This is a genomic window from Rhizobium sp. LARHSG275, from assembly GCF_052871115.1.
In genome coordinates this window covers 104,367-119,173 of the sequence record NZ_JBIXJN010000016.1, presented here as the reverse complement: position 1 = coordinate 119,173, position 14,807 = coordinate 104,367, and the positions used below count along the sequence as shown (strand labels likewise).

Sequence of the window (14,807 nt, the reverse complement as noted above, 5' to 3'; positions counted from 1 at the left end):
GTCCTGCCGGCAGCTGATGTCGCTCAAATTCTCTGTCGCGCGTTCCAGATCCGGAACCCGCACCGGCATCTTGAGGCCCCCGCCCGTCCGCCGACCCGCCCATCTTTCCGGCCGATCGACACGGCCGGACAGTTCATTTCTTCCTGCGGCCCCGCCCCGCCAGAACTTTTGCTTGACCGATCCAGTCGTCACGGCCGATGCGGCCGTTGAAGCCGAGTTCGGCGTCGAGCCGGGCGATTTCCTCGTCGGTCCAGGCGGCAATCTCGGCGAAGCTGCGAATGCCCTTGGCGTTCAGCACCTGCTCCAGCTTCGGGCCGATGCCGGCCATCAGCTTGAGATCGTCTGCCTTTCCTGCCCGCGCAACCGGTTTTGCCTTAACTGCCGGCTTTGGCTGGCTGACGGATATCGGCGCGCTGATCGACCTGACAACAGTCAGTGTCGGCTTTGCCTTCTTCTCGGCCGGCGGTTTGGTGTAAGCCTTGACCTGCGAGCGAATATTCTCCGGCCGGATATCGACATCGGGCATCGGCTCGTCCGGCGGCGTGTCATCGAGTGCGGCCGCGACCTTGCCGGTGGTTTCCAGGGCGCTGTGCCAGGCACCGAAGAAAGCGCCGGCCATCTGGGTCGAGATACCGAATCCGATCGCCGTTGCGGCGGCAAAGGCTGCCGCGGGCTGCGCCATCAGCGGATGCACCGGCATCGCCCGTGCATTTTCCAGCATCTCGGCGGCTAGACGGCCGAAACCGGCCGCGAAATCGGCGACTTCTTCCTTCTTCCCACCCTTGGATGCGTTGTCCGCCATGATTATTCAGCCGCCTCCAGAACCGCACCGTGATCGAGCGCGCTTGCCGTATACTGGTCGATACGCTTTTCGATCTCGGGACGGAAATTACGGATCAGACCCTGCACCGGCCATGCGGCGGCATCGCCGAGCGCACAGATGGTGTGACCTTCAATCTGCTTCGTCACCTGGAACAGCATGTCGATTTCGCGCTTCTGGGCATTGCCCTTGGCCATCCGCTCCATCACGCGCCACATCCAGCCCGTGCCTTCGCGGCAGGGCGTGCACTGGCCGCAGCTCTCATGCTTGAAGAAGGCGGAGATACGGGCGATCGCCTTGATGACGTCGGTGGACTTGTCCATGACGATCGCGGCAGCCGTGCCGAAGGAAGAACCGACGCCGCGCAGGCCGTCGAAATCCATCGGGCAATCTATGATGTCCTTGGCCGGAACGATCGGGCAGGATGCGCCGCCCGGAATGACCGCAAGCAGGTTGTCCCAGCCGCCGCGAATGCCGCCGGCATGGCGGTCGACCAGTTCGCGGAAGGTGACGCCCATTTCCTCTTCGACCGTGCACGGCTTGTTGACGTGGCCGGAGAGCATGAACAGCTTGGTGCCGACATTGTTTGGACGGCCGATGGCCGAGAACCAGCCGGCGCCGCGGCGCAGGATCGTCGGCGCGACAGCGATCGATTCGACGTTGTTGACCGTCGTCGGGCAGCCGTAGAGGCCCATATTGGCCGGGAACGGCGGCTTCAGGCGCGGCTGGCCCTTCTTGCCTTCGAGGCTTTCGAGCAGCGCGGTTTCTTCGCCGCAGATATAGGCGCCGGCGCCGTGATGGACGAAGATATCCATGTCCCAGCCGAGTTTGTTGTTCTTGCCGAGCAGGCCATAATCATAGCATTCGTCGATCGCCGCCTGCAGCGCTTCACGCTCGCGGATATATTCGCCGCGCACGTAGATATAGGCCGCATTGGCGCCCATCGCGAAGCTCGCAACGACGCAGCCTTCGATCAGCGTATGCGGATCGTGGCGCATGATGTCGCGGTCTTTGCAGGTGCCGGGCTCGGACTCGTCGGCGTTGACCACGAGGTAGTGCGGGCGGCCGTCGCTTTCCTTCGGCATGAAGGACCATTTGAGGCCTGTGGGGAAGCCGGCGCCGCCACGACCGCGAAGGCCTGACGCCTTCATCTCGTTGATGATCCAGTCGCGCCCCTTTTCGAGGATCTGCTTGGTGCCGTCCCAATGGCCGCGGCTCATCGCGCCCTTCAGGGATTTGTCCTTGAGGCCGTAGATGTTGGTAAAGATGCGGTCTTTATCTTGTAACATGCTTCACCTCTTACCGCGGCTTCTTGCCGAAGACCTTGATATATTCCGCTTCCCCGCCCTTGGCGAGCGCCTTGGCCTGCTTGACCCAGTCGTCGCGCTCGATGCGGCCGCGGAAATTCAGATAGCCGTCGACCCATTCGCGTTCGGCCTTCTTCCAGCCTGCGACCTGCGCGAAGGTGAAGATGCCGATTTCGTTCAACGTCGCCTCGATCTTCGGGCCGACACCCGAGATCATCTTCAAATCATCCGGTGCGGCGGGCTTTTCGATGCCGACCGGCCGATTCTTGTCGGTCAGAGCGGGCTTTGCCGCGGGGGCAGCTTCCGCTTTGACGGCAGCTTTCGGCGCCGGTTCGGCAGCCCCAGTGCCCGATATCGGCTGCTGCTCGGCTGCCTTTGCGTTTTTCGCAGCCGCCTTCGGCGCCGTTGCCGGCGTCTTCAGGGCGGCATTGGTTTCGGCATCGGTGCTTTTCGCGCGGCCGGCCTCGGAGGGCGGAACGGGAGCGCGGTCGACCGGAGCCGACACGGTTTCGGCGTCGGCCTTCTTGGCGCGCGTCCTTGCCTTCGGCTCTTCGGTCGTCAGCGAGGTCAGGCCGCCTTCGGGCGCCGAAAACACCCGATCGATCTGGGTGCCGGGCTTGATGCTGGCGCCATTGCCGGCAGCAAAGATGTCGATGATCTCTTCGAGACGCTCGGGCGTCAGGTCTTCATAGGTGTCCTTGCCGATCATCACCATCGGCGCGTTGACGCAGGCCCCGAGACATTCGACCTCTTCCCAGGACAGCGTGCCTTCGGCATTGCGCTCGAAGGCATGGGCATGGATCTTGCTCTTGCAGACCGACATCAGCGCTTCCGAGCCGCGCAGCATGCAGGGCGTCGTGCCGCAGACCTGGACGTGAGCGCGGGTGCCGACCGGATGCAGCTGGAACTGCGTATAGAAGGTCGCGACCTCGAGCACTCTTATATAGGCCATGTCGAGCATGTCGGCGATCTTTTCGATCGCCGCGCGCGTGACCCAGCCGTCCTGCTCCTGCGCCCGCATCAACAGCGGAATGACCGCCGATTGCTGGCGGCCGGCGGGGTATTTCTGGATCGTCTTGTCCGCCCAGACCGCATTCTCATCGCTGAAGGCGAATGCGGCAGGCTGGAATTGATCTTCGGCTAATCGACGAACGGACATTCTTCCTCACGCCTTGTCAGTTTAGGGTTCCACACCGCGAAGCGGTCAAAGACTGCATTTCGCAGGCATAGGCCGACTGGTCTTTTTGCAGAAACACTACGAATTTGCTGCCGTTCGGAATGGCAGCCTTGATCTGATAGCCCTTGGACAAAAGCTCGCCCATGGACGATTGCTGCGCCGGCGGCGTCTCTTCCTTACGGCCCAGCGGCGTGCCGAGACTATCGGAGTCCTGAGCCGAAACCCCGGATGCCGAAAGAAGAATTGCGATGGCCAGCAGAAGCTGCATCAGCGGTCCACCTCGCCGAAGACGATGTCGAGCGAGCCGAGCACGGCCGCGACGTCGGCAAGCTGGTGACCGCGGCACATGAAGTCCATCGCCTGCAGATGGGCGTAACCCGGCGCGCGGATCTTGCAGCGATAGGGCTTGTTGGTGCCGTCGGAGACGAGATAGACGCCGAACTCACCTTTCGGCGCCTCGACGGCGGCATAAACCTCGCCGGCCGGCACATGGTAGCCTTCGGTATAGAGTTTGAAGTGGTGGATCAGCGCTTCCATCGAGCGCTTCATCTCGCCGCGCTTCGGCGGTACGACCTTGCCGTCGATCGACGAGAAGGGACCGGTCTTCGCATCCGAGAGCAGGCGGTTGACGCATTGCTTCATGATGCGGACGGATTCGCGCATCTCGATCATGCGGATCAGATAGCGGTCGTAGTTGTCGCCATTCTTGCCGATCGGGATGTCGAATTCGAGATCGGAATAACATTCATAGGGCTGGGCGCGACGCAGATCCCAGGCCGCACCCGAACCACGCACCATGACGCCGGAGAAGCCCCAGGCCCAGCATTCCTCCAGCGAGACGACGCCGATATCGACGTTGCGCTGCTTGAAGATGCGGTTGCCGGTCAATAGGTTGTCGATGTCGTCGAGCGCCTTCAGGAACGGGTCGCACCAGTTACCGATATCCTGCACGAGCTGTTCGGGCAGATCCTGGTGGACGCCGCCCGGACGGAAATAGGCGGCGTGCATGCGTGAGCCGCTGGCGCGCTCGTAGAACACCATCAGCTTTTCACGCTCTTCGAAGCCCCAGAGCGGCGGCGTCAGCGCGCCGACGTCCATGGCCTGCGTCGTGACGTTCAGAAGATGCGAGAGGATGCGGCCGATTTCCGAATAGAGAACGCGGATCAGCTGGCCGCGAATCGGGATCTCGATGCCGAGCAGCTTTTCGACAGCCATCGCATAGGCATGTTCCTGGTTCATCGGCGCGACGTAATCGAGCCGATCGAAATAGGGCACGGCCTGAAGATAAGTCTTGGTCTCGATCAGCTTCTCGGTGCCGCGATGCAAAAGGCCGATATGCGGATCGACACGCTCCACAATTTCGCCGTCAAGCTCCAGGACAAGACGAAGAACGCCGTGCGCCGCCGGATGCTGCGGTCCGAAGTTGATGTTGAAGTTGCGGACGTTATGTTCGGTCATGCTGCGTGCTCCATGCCAAACGCGTTGCCAATCAAGCGAATAGCGAATGGCGAATAGCGAATAGTTTCGTTCGGTCTCATTACTTCTCCTGGAGACTCCGTATCAGCGCCCGAATCATTCGTCCGGTCTCGTCGCACTTTCCGGTCATCTGCCTGAACTCACTCTCGTCGGTCAGGCCGATGCGATGAGAAATGAGCATATGCGTTTCCAATTCCTTCAACGAACCTTGAGAGATACGCAGAAACTGAATGAAACTTCCCGTGACCTCACGTCCGTGTCCTTCAGCAATATTGGCTGCGATCGAACTCGCCGCCCTGCGTATCTGAGCTGTCAGACCGTAAACCTCCTCCCTGGGAAATTTTCTGGTCAGTTGATAACAATCCACCGCGAGATCGATCGCAATCTGCCAGACCTTAAGATCCTTGTAGGAGTTTATCGTCTGCCCGCCCCTTCCAACTATTCGCTATTCGCTACTCACTATTCGCCGCTACGGCTTCGCCTTCTCATCGCCCGGCAGCACATATTCCGTGCCTTCCCAGGGAGACATGAAGTCGAAATTGCGGAATTCCTGTTTCAGTTCGACCGGCTCGTAAACGACGCGCTTTGCCGCATCGTCATAGCGAACCTCGACGAAACCGGTCGTCGGGAAGTCCTTGCGCAGCGGGTGGCCTTCGAATCCGTAGTCGGTCAGGATGCGGCGCAGGTCCGGATGGCCGGTGAAGAGCACGCCATACATGTCCCAGGTCTCGCGTTCGAACCAGTCGGCGCCCGGATAGACCGGGCAGGCCGACGGAACCGGCGTATCCTCGTCGGTCGCGACCTTGACGCGGATGCGCAGGTTCTTCTTCGGCGACAGCAGGTGATAGACGACGTCGAAACGCAGCTCGCGCTGCGGCCAATCGACCCCGCAAATATCGATCAGGTTGACGAAACCGCATTTGGCGTCGTCGCGCAGGAAGGTCAGCAGGGCGATCAGGTTCTCACCCGTCGTCGTCAGCGTCAGTTCGCCATACTTCATCTGCGATGCGGCGATCAGGTTGCCGCGCGCTTCGCCAAGGTAGGACGCAAGCTCAGTCAGGGCTTCACTCATATGCCTTGTCCTTAACCCTTAGCGTTCGATCGTGCCGGTACGCCGGATCTTCTTCTGCAGCAGAAGCACGCCGTAGAGCAGCGCCTCTGCCGTGGGGGGACAGCCCGGCACGTAGATGTCGATCGGCACGATGCGGTCGCAGCCGCGCACCACCGAATAGGAATAGTGATAATAGCCGCCGCCATTGGCGCAGGAGCCCATCGAGATGACATAACGCGGCTCGGGCATCTGGTCGTAGACCTTGCGCAGCGCCGGCGCCATCTTGTTGGTCAGCGTGCCGGCGACGATCATCACGTCGGATTGGCGCGGCGAGGCGCGCGGCGCAAAACCGAAGCGCTCGACGTCATAACGCGGCATCGACAGCTGCATCATTTCGACGGCGCAGCAGGCGAGACCGAAGGTCATCCACATCAACGAGCCGGTGCGGGCCCAGTTGATCAGCTCGTCGGTCGAGGTGACGAGAAACCCCTTGTCGGCAAGCTCGTTGTTGATCTCGCCAAAAAACGGGTCGTTGCTGCCGATCGGCTTGCCGGTCGAGGGATCGATGATCCCCTTGGGCTGCTGGGCCACAAGCGGCTGATTGCTCACAGGGGCTACTCCCATTCCAGGGCTCCCTTCTTCCATTCATAGATAAAGCCGATGGTCAGCACGAGAAGGAAGACCATCATGGACCAGAAGCCGAACCAGCCGATGGCGCCGAAAGACACGGCCCAGGGAAAGAGGAAGGCGACTTCGAGGTCGAAGATGATGAAGAGGATCGACACGAGGTAGAAACGGATGTCGAACTTCATGCGGGCGTCGTCGAAAGCGTTGAAGCCGCACTCGTAAGCCGAGAGCTTTTCCGAATCGGGCGCTTTGAACGCCACGGCGAACGGCGCAATGAGCAGCGCCAGGCCGATAACGAGCGCAATAGCAATGAAGATAGCGATCGGAATATAAGAACTGAGCAGTTCAGTCATCATGTTCATCCCTGCTTGCCGGAGACGCCAGGCGGCGCATTTGGGCAAATGCCCGGCAAGCGAATGTGCGTTGCAACAAGCCGTGGTTAGCGCAGCCGAGGCCTCGGCGCAAGACTTTTACGGAGGCAATTCGACGCGTGTCGCGCGGACATTATCAAGCAGGTGCAACGATGTCGCGACAAATCCGTGCAAGCCGCTTCAGCGCGCATGGCTGACCACTGGAAACTGCATGGCTTTCGGAAGAGATGGCGCGAGTGACGGGGCTCGAACCCGCGACCTCCGGCGTGACAGGCCGGCACTCTAACCGACTGAGCTACACCCGCGCATTGACCGGCCATTTTACGGCCGCGAGGATTAGGAAATCCGGACAAACGACAAATCGCATTTGCGTTTTACAAGACTTGAAATGGCGCGAGTGACGGGGCTCGAACCCGCGACCTCCGGCGTGACAGGCCGGCACTCTAACCAACTGAGCTACACCCGCAATTCATTTCAAGCAGTCCGGATGCCTTGGCACCCTCTCCAAAACGGCTGCCCGTTTCGATGAGCGGCTAACTACGGGGTTCGCCTTTTAGTGTCAAGCAGGTTTGGAGACAAAACAATGACAGTCGGTGAATTGTTTCGGCGGGTTGGGTGCCAGACGAACAAAAGCCGGCGCTTCCGTCTTCCGCAGCGATGCTCAGCCGCAGTCGCAACGCCTTCGTAACGGGAGTGCTCGCCGCCCTCCCCTCACTTTTCCACAGCCGAGCCCAGCCTAAGCAGCATTGCAAGACATGGGACCACCACCAAAAAAATCAAAAAATCTTCACAAACACTCTTGCGGTTTTGCCTCGATCCGCATAGATCACGGCCACCAACGCGGCAGGCCGATCCGGCTTCGTTTGCGATGGGCGATTAGCTCAGTTGGTAGAGCGCCTCGTTTACACCGAGGATGTCGGCGGTTCGAGTCCGTCATCGCCCACCATTTCTAAAGTTCCCGCTGCTTGTTCATCAGATTGGGATTCCGAATTAGTTCGCTAATCCGGTCACGATCTGCGCAAGGTGTTTCGTCAGGAGACACTTCATGAAAATCGCTATCAAAATCTCTGCGCTGCTTATCGCCAGCGTGGCTGCGCCCCCGTGCATTGCCAAAGAGCCGGCCCAAGAGGTTTTCCTGTCTGCCGGGGACCAGACGATCAAGACCTCGGGAGAAACCCCGGCCCGTGAAGCCAGGACCTATCTCCTGAGAATGCCGTCGGATCTGCCGATTAATTTTTCGGTCGATGCCGACAATTCAGCCTGCAGCCTGGAAATCAGCAAAGCCAGCCAGCGCGGCGTCTTAAGCACAATCAGCCGGTTCCCCGCGTCTTTCAGAGACAGCGGTCAAAGTGGCGATGAATATACATTTTCGTTTTTCCAAAACCGGGTTTCATTTATGAGCGGCGCGCGATGCGCCTTCTCATTTTCTCTGACGCAGATGTGACCATGTTTTTGGGGTGATGGGCATGCCTCGCCGTCCACGGGCACTCATCGCCCACCATTTCATCTCTTCGCCAGTTCTTTCTCCACCGCCGAAACCAGCCGCGAATCATCCGCCGTCACGTCAGGCGCGAAGCGGGCGGCGACTTTGCCGTCGCGACCGATCAGAAATTTTTCGAAGTTCCAGAGGATGTCGTCCTCATCGCTGCCGATCATGCCGTGGGATTTCAAGCGTTCGCGCATCGGGCCGTCGCCCGTCGTCGCGACACCCGACTTGGTCAGTTGCCGGTAAAGCGGATGCTGGGCCTCGCCCTTGACCGAGATCTTCGAGAAGATCGGGAAGGTGACGTCGTAGGTGCTGGTGCAGAAATCGAGGATCTCGGCGTCGGTGCCGGGCTCCTGACCCTTGAAGTCGTTAGCGGGAAAGGCGGCGATGACGAAGCCGCGCTCGCGCTTTTCTCCATAGAGCTTTTCCAGCCCCTCATATTGTGGCGTGAGGCCGCATTTCGAGGCGACATTGACGACCAAGAGCACCCTGCCCTTGTATTCGTTGAGCGTGGTCTCACGACCATCCACAGTCTTGACCGGGATATCCAGCACATTGCCCGTCACGGGAACCTCCAATTTCGTAAGGATATGTTTCGCCAAGCTTAGCGATATCGCCGCTGTTGTCATCAGTGTCGGGATCAACTTGGCTTCCACAGGACGCCGGTGCGGCTTCCGGCCGCACCGGGCCTCAGCACCTCAGGCGGGAGACGTTTCCTTCACGTCGTCGAGCAGGAAGTGCACGACGAGATAATCCGTCTTGTAGTGGCGGCCACTGTCCGACACGGAATCGACGCTGCCGCCGTCCTTCGGGTGCCAGGGATGATAGTGGGGGTTGGTGGTGATCAGCGTGATGGCCTTGCCATCCCTTTCGCCAAGCCGGAAGCGCATCTCGGCGAGCGGCCAGATCCGCTCGTAATCCTGCATGCTGATTCGCGCCTTCAGCGCCTTGCGCTGCAGCGGCGCTTCGCCGGCCTCGGCTGGTGTTTCCAACATCACCTCCTCAGCTCCGCTGATGATGGCGTTGAATTCTTCAGGCCACATGCGTCTCATGAAATCGCTCCTCCCGAGGCTTTTTCGTCAGTTCACAGATGGAACTTAGCGGTTTGTTCGAAAGAAGCAAATTCCTGTCATGCGGTTGTCATCGGTGCCGGCTGCTCCTACCTTCCCGTCAAACCGCATCAGGGCCGTCAGTCGCCCGCAATCCCGGGATCAAGATGAAGACACGTGAAGAAAGGCAGGCGCTCCGGGCGAGCATGCCGCGCACCCCGCTCAGCGCCTACCACATGGAAAACGCCCGGCTGCTGCCGGATCGCGGCGAACTGCTCTATCGGATTCCGAACGGCGGCATCGGCGTCGAGGTAGGAGCAGCCTTCGGCGAATATACGGCGGAGATCCTGGAAAAGAATCGCCCGGCAGAGCTCTACCTCATCGATCCCTGGTCGATGGATCGCTACAGCTCCGGGCTCGACGCGATCCACACGAATTTCGCGGCCGAGATCGAGGCCGGCCGGCTGCATCTGATGCAGGGCACATCGCTTGAGAAGCTTGCCGAATTCGCGGACGATTTCCTCGACTGGGCCTATATCGATACCGATCATTCCTTCGAGCTGACCTGGCAGGAATTGCTGCTCTGCGAAAAGAAGGTGAAGCGCACGGGGCGTATTGCCGGGCATGATTTCTGCACCGGCAATACGGTCAAGCCGATCGTCTATGGCGTCGTCGAGGCGGTCACCAAATTCTGCAAGGATTACGGCTGGCAATTCGAGTTCCTGACGGTCGAATCGCACGCGCATTTTTCCTATTGCCTGAAGCGGCTTTGATCAGCTTTAAGCCTTGCCGGAATATTGCTCGTCGCTGACCTTTTCCATCCAGTCGACGTGGCTGCCGTCCAGCGCTTCATGGATGGCGATGTGCGTCATCGCCGTGTCCGGGGCAGCACCATGCCAATGTTTTTCGCCCGGCGCGAACCAGACGGTATCGCCAGCGCGGATCTCGCGGATCTCCCCACTCCAGCTCTGGGCGAGGCCCTTGCCTGATGTCACGATCAGCGTCTGGCCGAGCGGATGTGTATGCCAGGCCGTGCGGGCGCCGGGTTCGAAGGTGACGGAGACCGCCCTCGCCCGTGCAGGCGCCGGCGTCTCCATCAGCGGATCCTGACGAACGGCGCCGGTGAAATAGTCGGCCGGTGGCTTCGTCGAGGGGCGAGAGCCGGCGGGTTTGATCTCCATGATCTGTCCTTTTCCATCCATGCGGTTGAAGCCTTGTAGCAGAACGATATTTCATCGGGGCGACCAATCAAAGCCTGATCGGCAATTGCCGCGGAGTCGCCCGGCTGATAGTGCCAGTGTCTTTCATCAGCGCGTTGCATCTTGCTTGAATCATGTGACGCGCTTTGGCTCTTTGTTTTATGCATGTCGTTGTCCCCGCACTTCCGGCGACATGCAGTAGGGAGGATTTTTTCATGAAACACCATGCTTTTGGCCGCATGCCCTTCACCGTCACCAACGTCGGCTTCGGCGCCTGGCAGATCGGCGGCTCCTGGGGCGACATCAGCGAGGCCGACGGACGCGCGGCGCTGAATGCCGCGCTCGATGCCGGCATGACATTCATCGACACGGCGGATGTCTATGGCGACGGCCGCTCGGAAAAAATCATTGCCGACGTGTTGAAGACGCGCGGCGGCGAACGGCCGATGGTTGCCACCAAGGCGGGCCGTCGCCTCAACCCGCATGTCGCCGAAGGCTACACCAAGGCTAATCTCGAAGGCTTCATCGACCGCAGCCTGACGAACCTTGCCGTCGACAGTCTCGACCTCGTACAGCTCCACTGCCCGCCGCGCGACGTGCTTTACCAACCGGAGGTCTTCGCGGGCCTGGACGCGCTGCAGAAGGCCGGCAAGATCAAGGGTTACGGCGTCAGCGTCGAAAAGGTCGAGGACGGCCTGAAGGCGATCGAATATCCCGGCGTCGTCAGCATCCAGATCATCTACAACATCTTCCGCCAGCGCCCCGATCACCTGTTCTTCCAGGAAGCACGCCGCAGGAATGTGGCGATCATCGCCCGCGTGCCGCTCGCAAGCGGTCTTCTCTCCGGCAAGATCACCCGGGACACACATTTTGCCAGCGACGACCACCGCAATTTCAACCGCAACGGCGAAGCCTTCGATGTCGGCGAGACATTTGCCGGCGTGCCGTTCGAGGTCGGCCTGCAGGCGGTGGAAGAGGTGCGCAAGCTGGTGCCCCAGGGCGCCACCGTGGCCGCCTTCGCGCTCCGCTGGATCCTGATGAGCGATGCGGTCACCGTCGTCATCCCCGGTGCCCGCAATGGCGAGCAAGCCAAGGCCAACGCGGCGGCCGCCGACCTTGCGCCGCTGTCGGCCGACGTCATGGCGGCAACGCGCGAGATCTATGAGCGGCTGATCGCGCCGCATGTGCATCAGCGCTGGTAGGGATGGAACGCTGGTTCTTTGCTGGGGAGGCCAGATGGCCCCTCATCCGGCTGCCGCCACTGACCGGGGTCGAGCCACAGGTCTCGACCCGTCCTTCGGACCCCCGCTCGCGGGGCGAAGGGACTGAGCCGCGACCTCTCCGTCCCACGCCGAGCTTTCGCATGGCACGTCCCCTCTCCCCGTTTTTACGGGGAGAGGGCTAGGGTGAGGGGCGGCTTTCAGTTTGTCGCGGTCAGATCGACCGGGAAGAACAGGGTCTCGCCGGAGGAGTCGCTGACGCCGTCATTGTCGGTGACCGCGTAGGGCTTGCCCGACGCGTCGAAAGTGAAGCCTCCAAGCTTGTCCAGCACATAGCCGTTGGTGGCAGACTTCAGCTCGCCGAGGAAGTCGTGCGCTTCGGTCTTCTTGACGACCGGCAACTCGGCCCCGAGCTTGGCGGGCTTCAGGTCCGATATCGCGATCTTGTAGAGCTTCTTCAGCCTGGCGGCATCGCCGACGAGGTTGTCGCGCTCGATGATGTAGACGCTGTCGCCTTGAGCCGAGATTTCCGACAGGCCGACCCAGCCGCTTTCCGTCTTGTCGAGCGGATAGCGAACGGCACCCCATTCTTTCTTCTTCGGATTGTAGGAGACGAGCTTGACGAAGCCCTTCTCGTCGTCGCTCCACTCGCGCTGGACCGCCATCCAGAGCGTGGTGTCGTCGCCGGTGCCGATAATGGTCACGCCTTCGAAGCCGTAGCGGATTTCGTTGGCGACGAGCTCCTTCGGCAGGGCGATCTCGGCCTTGATGTCACCCTTGGCATTGACGTTGTAGAGCGCGTGCGGAACGAGACGCTCGCTGTAGCCTTCCGAGGCGAGCCAGAAGGAGCCATCGGCGGCAGCCGCGATGCCTTCGATGTCGAGCTTCTGGGCTGGGGCACCGTCACGCTTGACGACGAGGGCGTCGGTGATGACGGCCGGCTTCTTGCTGGCGTCGATCGTGTAGATCGTCGGCTGCGAGCCCAGAACGCTGTCGCTTACCGCGTAGAGCATGCCCGGCTTGCCCGGAACGGCGGCGAGACCCGAAAGGGCTGCGAAGCCGATCGGATTGCCGTCCTTTTCGGCAGAGACGATCTGCGGATAGGCCTTCTCGCCTTCCGAGCGCTCGTAGATCATCACATGCGAACGCGCGCCGCCGTCCTTGCCGAGGTCGAGTTCGTTGGCGGTCGCAAGAAGATTACGCGCGGGAATGGCGATCGCGCCTTCCGGCGAAATGCCCGACGGCAGCAACTGGACGAGCTCGGGACCAGCGCCGGTATCTTTGTAGACGCCGACGACCGAGGCACGCTCGGCGAGCAGAAAGAAATACTGATCATCGCCGAACTTGGCGGCTTCAAGGCCTTCGGGCTCGACGCCCTTCGATCCCGAACGGCTTTCCGGATAGTGGCCGATATGGGCAACGGCGCGTTCGAAGGATGCGCCTGATTCGTAGAGAAGCTTGCCCGTCTTGTCGAAGATGGTGAAGCCGCGCGAGCCGCCCTGGTAGTCGCCTTCATTGGCGACGACGAGGCGGTTATCGTCCAGCCACTTCACGGCGTCGGGCTCGCGCAGCACGCCTTTGGCTTCGCCTGAGAATTTCAGGGCGCCGTCACGCTTGGTGTCGATACCGGAGAGATCGACGCTGCCGGCGGAGAAATGCGTCTTCACGTCAGCCGTGTTGGCGTCGATGATGACGATCTCATTGTTCTCCTGCAGCGTCAGCGCAATTTCGTTCAGGCCGTTGAAGGCGACGAATTCCGGCTCTGGATCTTCAGGGGCGACGCCAGTAAGCCCGGTCAGCGCCACGTGCTTGATGGTGCCGCAGTCGACGGTGCCGTTCTTGACCTGGAAGACGACGAGGTCGCCGGCCGGCATTTGCGGGATCTTGCCGTCACTGACGTCTTCGTCGCGCTCGTTTTCGATTGCGATGGCGCCGAGCGTCTTGTCCTTGTTGAGGGCGATCGAATCCGGCTGGCCGCCGAGATCGCAGGTATTCTCGATCTTCTTGGTCGCCACGTCGACGATCGCGAGACGGCCCGAGGGCTTCGCCTTGCTTTCGGAGGTGTTGACGGCAACGAGCGCCTTGCCGGCGCTGGAGGTGACCGATGTCGGCTCGCCGTCCATCATCACCGCGCCGCCGGCCTTCGGTGCCTTGGCGTCGGTAATGTCGATGAAGCCGATCGCGCCGAGCGGGCTGTCGCTATAGATCAGCGTGTTGCCGTCGTCGGTCGCGGTGATGATTTCTGCGGAGCTCGCCGACAGCTTGTCCTTGTCGGCCGGCAGGTTCGCCGCAACCGGGAAGGAGGCGATGCGGTTGAAAACCGGTTCGGCCGCGGCCGGAAAAGCAGCGGATGCGAGAAGCACGGCAGCAAGCGCTGCCTTGCGCGATGAAATTGTCATGAAATCCCCCATGTATCGAACATTCGAAACATAGGTTTTCTGGGGGAGCGGCATGACACAGGCATGACAGATGCGGCATTTTGCACCTGATCACGTCAGGCGATTGTCCGCTCGCTTCGCACCGACCGCCAAGCAAGAGGGGTCCGGCAAAGCCGAACCCCTCTCAAATCCTGCACAGCCGGTCTCGTTTCCGACTGGTGGATAATCTCAGATCAGCCGTTGACGGCGTCCTTCAGGCCCTTGCCGGGCGTGAATTTCGGCACGTTGCGAGCCGGAATGTCGACTTCAGCGCCCGTTGACGGATTACGGCCCTTCGTTGCGGCACGATGAGAAACGGTGAAGCTGCCGAAACCCGCGAGGCGGATGTCGCCCTTGTTCTTGAGCTCAGCCTGGACAACGTCGAAAACCGCGTCAACAGCGGAAGCCGCGTCAGACTTCGTCAGTCCTGCCTTTTCGGCTACTGCGGACACGAGTTCATTCTTGTTCATGTTTCCACCCCTTTCTAAATGGTATGAAACGACTCAAAAGTAAGCTAGGCGCAGAATAGGTTTCATCAGGCCCGCCGAAAACCCAAAAGCCCTGCAAATCAAGGAAAAGCAAGCGTCTACATGACGTTTTCACAAAA

17 protein-coding genes and 3 tRNA genes are annotated in these 14,807 nt (G+C 60.7%); 4 read left to right on the top strand and 16 right to left on the bottom strand.

What is annotated here, in order from left to right:
- Positions 1-133: 133 nt before the first annotated feature.
- The 11 genes from ACIPSK_RS21985 to ACIPSK_RS21935 all read right to left on the bottom strand — a co-directional run bounded on the left by ACIPSK_RS21985 (position 134) and on the right by ACIPSK_RS21935 (position 7,295).
- Positions 134-802, bottom strand: coding sequence for a 5' DNA nuclease (locus ACIPSK_RS21985; protein ID WP_162117240.1), 669 nt, complete (start codon positions 800-802; stop codon positions 134-136).
- 2 nt (positions 803-804) lie between these two features.
- Positions 805-2,109 carry an NADH-quinone oxidoreductase subunit NuoF gene (nuoF, locus tag ACIPSK_RS21980; RefSeq protein WP_162117239.1) on the bottom strand — a complete coding sequence of 435 codons (1,305 nt, stop codon included), beginning with the start codon at positions 2,107-2,109 and terminating at the stop codon, positions 805-807.
- A 10-nt stretch (positions 2,110-2,119) separates the two neighbouring features.
- Entirely contained in the window at positions 2,120-3,286 is a 1,167-nt protein-coding gene (locus tag ACIPSK_RS21975) for an NADH-quinone oxidoreductase subunit E (RefSeq protein WP_162117238.1), read from the bottom strand.
- Positions 3,287-3,302: 16 nt separating this feature from the next.
- Positions 3,303-3,572 (bottom strand): hypothetical protein, encoded by a 270-nt coding sequence (locus ACIPSK_RS21970; protein ID WP_017963850.1) that lies wholly within the window; start codon positions 3,570-3,572, stop codon positions 3,303-3,305.
- Positions 3,572-4,762, bottom strand: coding sequence for an NADH-quinone oxidoreductase subunit D (locus tag ACIPSK_RS21965; protein WP_018241591.1), 1,191 nt, complete (start codon positions 4,760-4,762; stop codon positions 3,572-3,574). Before ACIPSK_RS21965 ends, ACIPSK_RS21970 begins: the two co-directional genes overlap by 1 nt.
- 79 nt (positions 4,763-4,841) lie before the next feature.
- Positions 4,842-5,198, bottom strand: a complete 357-nt coding sequence (locus ACIPSK_RS21960) for a four helix bundle protein (protein ID WP_162117282.1) — start codon at positions 5,196-5,198, stop codon at positions 4,842-4,844.
- Between the two features lie 51 nt (positions 5,199-5,249).
- The gene (locus tag ACIPSK_RS21955; protein ID WP_017963848.1) at positions 5,250-5,852 is read right to left on the bottom strand and encodes an NADH-quinone oxidoreductase subunit C; all 603 of its coding nucleotides are present in this window, start codon (positions 5,850-5,852) and stop codon (positions 5,250-5,252) included.
- A gap of 18 nt (positions 5,853-5,870) precedes the next feature.
- Complete coding sequence (locus ACIPSK_RS21950; protein ID WP_003547368.1) at positions 5,871-6,455, bottom strand: NuoB/complex I 20 kDa subunit family protein; 585 nt, start codon at positions 6,453-6,455, stop codon at positions 5,871-5,873.
- Positions 6,446-6,811, bottom strand: coding sequence for an NADH-quinone oxidoreductase subunit A (locus ACIPSK_RS21945; protein ID WP_010055493.1), 366 nt, complete (start codon positions 6,809-6,811; stop codon positions 6,446-6,448). The genes ACIPSK_RS21950 and ACIPSK_RS21945 overlap by 10 nt, the downstream gene beginning before the upstream one ends.
- A gap of 246 nt (positions 6,812-7,057) precedes the next feature.
- Positions 7,058-7,134: transfer RNA gene (locus ACIPSK_RS21940), tRNA-Asp, on the bottom strand.
- 84 nt (positions 7,135-7,218) lie between these two features.
- Positions 7,219-7,295 (bottom strand) — tRNA-Asp (locus ACIPSK_RS21935).
- Positions 7,296-7,699: 404 nt separating this feature from the next.
- On the opposite strand from ACIPSK_RS21935, the gene ACIPSK_RS21930 reads away from it, so the two are divergent.
- Positions 7,700-7,775: transfer RNA gene (locus ACIPSK_RS21930), tRNA-Val, on the top strand.
- A 99-nt stretch (positions 7,776-7,874) separates the two neighbouring features.
- Positions 7,875-8,273, top strand: a complete 399-nt coding sequence (locus ACIPSK_RS21925) for a hypothetical protein (RefSeq protein WP_162117237.1) — start codon at positions 7,875-7,877, stop codon at positions 8,271-8,273.
- A gap of 59 nt (positions 8,274-8,332) precedes the next feature.
- On the opposite strand, the gene ACIPSK_RS21920 is transcribed toward ACIPSK_RS21925, so the two are convergent.
- Together ACIPSK_RS21920 and ACIPSK_RS21915 are read right to left on the bottom strand one after the other, a co-directional pair.
- Positions 8,333-8,881 carry a glutathione peroxidase gene (locus ACIPSK_RS21920; RefSeq protein ID WP_162117236.1) on the bottom strand — a complete coding sequence of 183 codons (549 nt, stop codon included), beginning with the start codon at positions 8,879-8,881 and terminating at the stop codon, positions 8,333-8,335.
- Positions 8,882-9,013: 132 nt separating this feature from the next.
- Complete coding sequence (locus ACIPSK_RS21915; RefSeq protein ID WP_162117235.1) at positions 9,014-9,367, bottom strand: hypothetical protein; 354 nt, start codon at positions 9,365-9,367, stop codon at positions 9,014-9,016.
- A 164-nt stretch (positions 9,368-9,531) separates the two neighbouring features.
- Here ACIPSK_RS21915 and ACIPSK_RS21910 point away from each other — a divergent pair, with 164 nt between their 5' ends.
- Entirely contained in the window at positions 9,532-10,137 is a 606-nt protein-coding gene (locus ACIPSK_RS21910) for a class I SAM-dependent methyltransferase (RefSeq protein WP_017963844.1), read from the top strand.
- A gap of 6 nt (positions 10,138-10,143) precedes the next feature.
- Here the strand turns inward: ACIPSK_RS21910 and ACIPSK_RS21905 are convergent, their stop codons facing one another.
- Positions 10,144-10,545, bottom strand: coding sequence for a (R)-mandelonitrile lyase (locus tag ACIPSK_RS21905; protein WP_246709747.1), 402 nt, complete (start codon positions 10,543-10,545; stop codon positions 10,144-10,146).
- A gap of 233 nt (positions 10,546-10,778) precedes the next feature.
- Here ACIPSK_RS21905 and ACIPSK_RS21900 point away from each other — a divergent pair, with 233 nt between their 5' ends.
- Complete coding sequence (locus tag ACIPSK_RS21900; protein ID WP_162117233.1) at positions 10,779-11,765, top strand: aldo/keto reductase; 987 nt, start codon at positions 10,779-10,781, stop codon at positions 11,763-11,765.
- 218 nt (positions 11,766-11,983) lie between these two features.
- Here ACIPSK_RS21900 and ACIPSK_RS21895 read toward each other — a convergent pair whose 3' ends face one another.
- Entirely contained in the window at positions 11,984-14,182 is a 2,199-nt protein-coding gene (locus ACIPSK_RS21895; protein WP_162117232.1) for an esterase-like activity of phytase family protein, read from the bottom strand.
- A 212-nt stretch (positions 14,183-14,394) separates the two neighbouring features.
- Positions 14,395-14,670 (bottom strand): DNA-binding protein HupB, encoded by a 276-nt coding sequence (hupB, locus tag ACIPSK_RS21890; protein WP_003558438.1) that lies wholly within the window; start codon positions 14,668-14,670, stop codon positions 14,395-14,397.
- Between the last annotated feature and the right edge of the window lie 137 nt (positions 14,671-14,807).